Origin of the sequence: Microvirga sp. GCM10011540 (assembly GCF_042650665.1) — a bacterium.
Taxonomy (GTDB): Bacteria; Pseudomonadota; Alphaproteobacteria; order Rhizobiales; family Beijerinckiaceae; genus Microvirga; species Microvirga lenta.
In genome coordinates this window covers 201,394-208,886 of record NZ_JBHSBQ010000013.1, presented here as the reverse complement: position 1 = coordinate 208,886, position 7,493 = coordinate 201,394, and the positions used below count along the sequence as shown (strand labels likewise).

Below are 7,493 nucleotides of genomic sequence, written 5' to 3'. Positions count from 1 at the left end.
CGAAGTCGTAGATCTTGTCCTTGTTCCGGTTGGCCACGCTCTTGCTGGTGAGCTTGGTGTCGAACACGAAGGCATCCTTGCTGGTCTTGCCCTTGCCGCCGTAGAGCTTGTCCTTGCCCGCGCCGCCGCCGATGGTGTCGTGGCCGCCGCCGCCGGAGAGCCGGTCGTTGAGGGCGCCGCCGAAGAACACGTCGTGATCGGCCGAACCGGCGGTGACCTCCGGGTTGACGTCCGAGACCGTAATCGCGAAGTCCTTCGCGACGGTATTTCCGGCCCGGTCCGTCACCTGCACCTTGACGGTGTGCGAGGCGGCCTGCTCGAAGTCGAGCTTGAAGCCGTTCGCCACCAGAAGCTTGTCGCCCTCGATCTTGAAGCGGCCGCCGGCATTGTCGAGTAGCGTATAGGTGAACGCGTCGCCCGCATTCGGATCGGTCGCCGAGAGGGTGCCGACCAGCGTGCCGGCCACCGCATATTCCGCCGCCTTGTTGCCGCTCAGCGAGATGCCGGTTGGAGCGTTAGCCGGAGTGTCAGTCACTTCGGCGACAACAACGGCCACTGCTTCGCGCCCTCCTCCATCTCGCAGAGACAATCGGATCTCATACGGTGGAGTAAGGGAGCCCATGGATCCATGGTGTGTGTAGGTCAGGGCTCGAGCGAGTTCCTGTACGAGATCCGCTGTCGCATTCCCGTTGAACGCAATTCGGAGATAAGAGGTAGAAGGGAAGTCTGTCTGAATCGCGCCGATCTCGACTGTACCGACTTTGACCTTGCTGCCGTTATTGGGGCCATTTGAAAGCGATACGGTACCGGACGTGTCGATCCCAAGATGATCGTTATCGTTCAATAGACTAACGGTAAGCGATGTCAGGGCGTCATCGGCGGAGATTGTCATGTCTCTGCCGGCATCGATGAAGACGGAGTGCCCTAAGGAAGCTTCTATCCGATCACCGTTCAGACCCATCATTACGGGAGCTTCGTAGCGGGTGGTGACCCCGTTATTGATGATCGTGTCTACGCCCTTGCGGTGCAGAGCCTGCCGCTCTGCGTCCGACAGGGTGCCGCTCGTCAGAATAAGCGTATCGTTCTCGGTCGAGATTCCTTCGAGGAGCTTGGCCGCCTCCTTGTCGTCGAACGTGAAGGTGGCGTTGTCATCCAAGGGGCGGATGACAGCGAAGTCGATGATGGTTTTGCCGGTCAAGTCGATGGAGGTCCCCAGAATTTCAAGAACATTCCAGTTTTCGTGTCCCCCGCCGTCGATCGTCCTCACATCGCTCAACTGACTTCCATGGATCCGGATCAGGTCGTCGGCCGCCGAGCCCTGCAACGTCTCGACGCTGGTGATCGCTCCTACCTCAGATATCTGGAACGTGCGACCGCCGGTCAGAAGCAGGGTATCGTTGCCGTCCGCGCCATGGATGATGTCGCCTGTCGACAGATTGCTGCTGGTGCATGAGAATGTGTCGCCACTGTTTGTGCCAGTAATGTGGTCGATGATAGCGACATTGGCTTGGGCCAGAGTTCCGTTCTTGTCATACAGACGAAGTTCGATGACTCCTTGGGAGCCGAACCCGTTTGCTGGGGCCGTGTTCGAGAAGGTCAGCGCGCGAATGAGTTCCTGCACGCGTACGGCTGTGGCTTCGTCGTTGAAGTAAAACGTCAGTGTGCCTTGTTCAGAAATAGAAAGCGTGCCGATCGTGGTTCCCTGAACTCTAACTTGGCCGCCATTGGTCATTCCATCGGGAAGTCCGACACCACCTGACGTCGAGATTCCAAGTTTCTCGTTTGGCGTATTTATGGTGATGCTTACATGGAGCCTGCTCAAGGTCGTACCGGCCGCCACTGTCGCATTCCCACCATTGTCGAGAAGAACTGGTTCGCTGGAATTGAAAAGGACAGTCTCGCCATGCAATCCGGTGATCTGCAGGGTTGAGGCCGCGCCCCCCGAGGAAGCACTCGTCTGATTGGCGTTCTGGCCCTGGAGCAAAGTGGAACTCGATACAGTCATGTTAACGCACCCCTCGTCTGACCGGCATCAGCAGATCGATTTTAAGTTATATTATAACAATTTATATCGGTGATCAATGAACGGACTTGGCGCGCAAGCGCCCCAAATCTCTCGTGTTTGAGGGTCCTTCCCAGCCTTCGGCGGGGCTAGGCCGCTCGCTGGAATCAGAAGGCATCGGCAATCATGTAAAGCCATCGCCAATGCCAGCTCTGAACGACTCTCAGACGACGAAGAAGTCGTTTGCGGTGAGCTTGAGCTTCTTGGCCATCTTGGCGATCTCCACCGCCTTGCCGGCACCCGATCCGTCGGCATCGTAATACAGGATGCCCTTCTTCTTGCTGTAGACCAGGTAGTCGTCCTTGCCCTTGGCCTTCTCCAGGCTGAAGAACTTCTTGTTCAGCTTGGCCGGCTTGGCTTCCGAGCCCTTCTTGCCCAGCTTCTTGAACACCTTGTTGTCGAGCCAGATCGTATCGTCGGCCACCGAGAAGTCCTTGATCGTGTCCAGGTTCTTCTTCTTGCTCGACTTGGTATCGAACACGAACACGTCCTTGCCTGAGCCGCCATAGAGGGTGTCCTTGTCCGCCCCACCCCACAGCACATCGTGCCCCGCCAAGCCCTTGAGCACATCCTTCCCCTTTTGCCCCATGAGGCGGTTGGCGAAGCCGTCGCCTGTCAGCCGGTCCGGGCCTGACAGTCCGGAGAGCGTGTCGAACAGGGCCGTGTTGCGCACCATCCGGCCCGCCGCCATGTCGATCGTGTGGGGAACAGCCCAGGTCTGTTCCCCCTCGGTGACGGTGATCACCACATCTTTGGTGCCGGCGGAGGCGTAGGTATGGCGAACAGCAGCACTGCCTGCAGCGGGCGTAACCAAGTCCACGGTTCCGCCGCCCCAGGCGATGCTCATTTTAGAAGCCGCTCCGACTGCGAAGGTCGCCTCCACGTGACGGCCATCAACGAGAGCTTGGCGGTGCGGGAGATAGTCCATACTGACCACGAAGATGTCGCTGGTCTCGTTCGTATCGCCAGTCACGAGGTTGATAGCCGAACTGCTGAAGATAAGCTTGCGACCATCCGCACTCAGGAACGGTTCGGAGCTGTTGCGATTCGCTTCGACGCCATTCACTGCAGCGGACAGGCGGATCGTCTCGCCCGTCACCATATCCTTTCGAAAGATGTCAACGCTGCCGTTCGTATCCCCGTCGACGAGATTGGCCGATGTGCTGTTAAAATAGACGAAGCGGCCATCGTTGCTGACGGTTGGCGCTGAAACTAGATCCTCACTTGAATGAACGCCGGCGGACGATGTCGAAGCAAGACGCGTCTCGCCGGTCTCCAGGTCCTTCCAGAAGACGTCGCCCCCGTTGTTCGTGTCGTTCGGAACAAGGTTGTTCGCCTTGCTCCTGAATACGATGTAACGGCCGTTCTCCGAGACGCCGGCAGGGCTGAACACGTCGTCCGATGCTCGGATCAAATTGCCCTGTGCATCCTTGGGTGAGGATACGTCCGTAATAGCACCTGTATTCAGGTCGATCCGATAGAGATTAATGTCCCATACGTAGCCAGGTCCGAGGATATTTGCCTCACTCAGGAAAAAGACATAACGCCCGTCGCCCGACAGCGTCGGGTCAAAACTGTTGAGCAAGAATTCGACGTCGTTTCCTGCGGCATCCTTCGCGACGGAGAGGCGGGTGATCGCACCGGTGCTCGCGCTCCACCGGAAAACGTCGCTGGATGAATTGGTGTCGTTCTCGACAAGATTGGTCGCTTTGCTCGAGAAGACCACCGTCTGGCCATCCGCGCTGATCGCCGCATCGAAGGTGCTGCGGTCGGCCGAGACCGGATTACCTTGGCTGTCGCGTCCCGTGGTTATTCGGATCAACTCCCCGGTGACGAGGTCCTTGCGAAAGATATCATTGACCGACAGATTGCTCGCCCATCCGCTCATCAGGATATAGCGACCATTTGCACTGACCCCGCAGACTTCCATATTACCGTCAATGACATTACCGTGGGCATCGTGGCCGATAGATACCCTGATCACCTCGCCGGTAACGAGATCCTTCCGGAACACATCCTGCACGTCATTGCGGTCGTCCGCGACCAAGTTGGTCGCCTCGCTCGTGAAGACCAGATATCGACCGTCTCCGCTGAGCCTGGAACCGAGGCTCGCGCCGTCGGCCTGCGTGCCGCCCACCCCCGTCGAGACACGGTCGATATAGGCCGACGCTCCGGGACGGCTGAAAGACTGGATGACAAGCGACGGCAAGGCGGGACCCCTTTTTTGCAATGATATTTAGTATCAAATAACCCATATCCTCGCAAGCCGGCGACCATGAACGTTCGCGCCGGTAGCGCTATTCCCCGCTGTTTCATAAACCGCCCCCATTGCCCAACGTACCCTTTTTGTTCTAAGGTCACATCCCTGGAATCATCTGCCGCATGTTGTCTGGGCGGGTGAGGCATCACATATCCCGGAGCCGGTCTGACGAGGCCGGAATTCCTCACTTCAGGGCTTAGGCGGGCCATGGCCAAACTCGACGAACTCTTCAACCGCGCCAAGGCGGGTGATCCGGATGCGCGCGTGATTTCCGTGCGCGGGGCGCGGGAGCACAATCTCAAGAACGTCGACCTCATGGTCCCGCGGGACAAGTTCGTGGTGTTCACGGGGTTGTCGGGCTCGGGCAAGTCGTCGCTCGCCTTCGACACGATCTATGCCGAGGGCCAGCGCCGCTACGTGGAATCGCTCTCGGCCTATGCCCGCCAGTTCCTGGAAATGATGCAGAAGCCGGACGTGGACCAGATCGACGGCCTCTCGCCCGCCATCTCCATCGAGCAGAAGACCACCTCCAAGAACCCGCGCTCCACGGTCGGCACCGTCACCGAGATCTACGACTACATGCGCCTGCTCTGGGCCCGGGTCGGCATCCCCTATTCCCCCGCCACGGGTCTGCCCATCGAGAGCCAGACCGTGAGCCAGATGGTGGACCGGGTGCTGGAACTGCCGGAGAAGACGAGGCTGTACCTGCTGGCGCCCGTGGTGCGCGGCCGGAAGGGCGAGTACCGCAAGGAGATCGCCGAGTTCCAGAAGAAGGGCTTCCAGCGCCTGAAGATCGACGGCGAGTACTACGCCATCGACGAGGCCCCTGCCCTCGACAAGAAGTTCAAGCACGATATCGACGTGGTGGTGGACCGCATCGTGGTGCGGGGCGACATCGCCGCGCGCTTGGCGGATTCGCTGGAGACCGCCCTCGACCTCGCCGACGGCATCGCGGTGATCGAATATGCCGACGAGAAGGACGAGAAGGGCCAGCCGAAGCGCATCGTGTTCTCGTCCAAGTTCGCCTGCCCGGTCTCCGGTTTCACGATCCCGGAGATCGAGCCGCGCCTGTTCTCGTTCAACAACCCGTTCGGCGCCTGCCCCACCTGCGGCGGCATCGGCCACGAGATGCGCATCGATCCCGACCTGGTCGTGGACGAGACCCTGTCGCTCAAGCGCGGCGCCGTCATGCCGTGGGCGAAGTCGACCTCGCCCTATTACGGCCAGACGCTGGAAGCCATCGCCCGGCACTTCAAGGGCTCCATGACCAAGCCCTGGTCCGAACTGCCGCAAGAGATGCGCGACACGATCCTCTACGGCTCCGGCACCGAGGCGATCCGCATGTCCTACGACGACGGGCTTCGCGCCTACGAGGTGAAGAAGCCGTTCGAGGGCGTGATCCCCAATCTGGAGCGCCGCTACAAGGAGACCGAGAGCGACTGGGCCCGCGACGAGATCGGCCGCTTCATGGGCGAGACCCCGTGCGAGGCCTGCGGCGGCAAGCGCCTCAAGCCCGAGGCCCTGGCGGTGAAGATCGCCGGCTCCGACATCGGCGACGCCACGGCGCTGTCCGTGAAGGACGCGCACGAGTGGTTCGGCGCGCTCTCCGACAAGCTCACCGCCAAGCAGAACGAAATCGCCGGGCGCATCCTCAAGGAAATCCGCGAGCGCCTCACCTTCCTGGTGGATGTGGGCCTGGAATACCTCACCCTCGCCCGCTCCTCCGGCACCCTGTCCGGCGGCGAGAGCCAGCGCATCCGCCTCGCCTCCCAGATCGGCTCCGGCCTCACGGGCGTTCTCTACGTGCTCGACGAGCCGTCTATCGGCCTGCACCAGCGCGACAACGAGCGCCTGCTCGTGACCCTGAAGCGCCTGCGCGACCTCGGCAACACGGTCATCGTGGTGGAGCACGACGAGGATGCGATCCTGCAGGCCGATTACGTGTTCGACATCGGTCCGGGCGCCGGCATTCACGGCGGCCAGATCGTCGCCGAGGGCACGCCGGACGAGATCATGGCGAACCCGAAATCCCTCACCGGCAAGTACCTGACGGGCGAGATGAACGTGAAGGTGCCGGCCAAGCGCCGCAAGCCCGACAGGAAGCGGATGCTCAAGGTCGTCGGCGCCAAGGGCAACAACCTCAAGGACGTGACGGCGGAGATCCCGCTCGGGACGTTCACCTGCATCACCGGGGTGTCCGGCGGCGGCAAGTCCACCCTCGTGATCGACACGCTCTACAAGGCGGTGGCGCGCAAGCTCAACGGCGCCCTGGAGCATCCGGCCCCGCACGAGCGCATCGAGGGCCTGGAGCATCTCGACAAGGTCATCGACATCGACCAGTCGCCCATCGGCCGCACGCCGCGCTCGAACCCGGCCACCTATGTGGGCGCCTTCACGCCGATCCGCGAATGGTTCGCCGGGCTCCCCGAGGCGAAGGCGCGCGGCTACCAGGCCGGCCGCTTCTCGTTCAACGTGAAGGGCGGGCGCTGCGAGGCCTGCTCGGGCGACGGCGTGATCAAGATCGAGATGCACTTCCTCCCCGACGTCTACGTCACCTGCGACGTGTGCAAGGGCAAGCGCTACGACCGCGAGACCCTGGAGGTGAAGTATCGCGAGAAGTCCATCGCCGACGTGCTCGACATGACGGTGGAGGAGGCGCGCGAGCTGTTCAAGGCCGTGCCGTCGATCCGCGAGAAGATGCAGACGCTCGCCCGCGTCGGCCTCGACTACGTGCATGTGGGCCAGCAGGCCACCACCCTCTCGGGCGGCGAGGCCCAGCGCGTGAAGCTCTCCAAGGAGCTCTCCAAGCGCGCCACCGGCCGCACGCTCTACATCCTCGACGAGCCGACCACGGGCCTGCATTTCCACGACGTGGCGAAGCTGCTCGAAGTGCTCCACGAGCTGGTGGAACAGGGCAACTCGGTGGTGGTGATCGAGCACAACCTCGAGGTCATCAAGACCGCCGACTGGATCATCGACATGGGCCCCGAGGGCGGCGACGGCGGCGGTCAGATCGTGGCGCAGGGCACGCCCGAGGACGTGGTGAAGGTCAAGGAGAGCTATACCGGCCGCTTCCTCAAAGAGGTGCTGGAGCGGCGTCCGCTCAAGAAGACGGCACCAAAGAAGGACAAGAAGGTTACCAGAGAGGCGGCGGAATAGCGGGCCGCCTCA

2 protein-coding genes and 1 pseudogene are annotated in these 7,493 nt (G+C 61.4%); 1 reads left to right on the top strand and 2 read right to left on the bottom strand.

What is annotated here, in order from left to right:
* Both ACFOYU_RS06570 and ACFOYU_RS06565 read right to left on the bottom strand, forming a co-directional pair.
* Positions 1–2,005 (bottom strand): annotated as a pseudogene (locus ACFOYU_RS06570) (hypothetical protein); the annotation flags it as partial.
* Positions 2,006–2,225: 220 nt separating this feature from the next.
* Entirely contained in the window at positions 2,226–4,271 is a 2,046-nt protein-coding gene (locus ACFOYU_RS06565) for a M10 family metallopeptidase C-terminal domain-containing protein (protein ID WP_377032937.1), read from the bottom strand.
* 258 nt (positions 4,272–4,529) lie between these two features.
* Between ACFOYU_RS06565 and uvrA the strand changes: the two genes are divergently transcribed.
* Positions 4,530–7,481 carry an excinuclease ABC subunit UvrA gene (uvrA, locus tag ACFOYU_RS06560; RefSeq protein WP_377032936.1) on the top strand — a complete coding sequence of 984 codons (2,952 nt, stop codon included), beginning with the start codon at positions 4,530–4,532 and terminating at the stop codon, positions 7,479–7,481.
* Positions 7,482–7,493 lie beyond the last annotated feature (12 nt).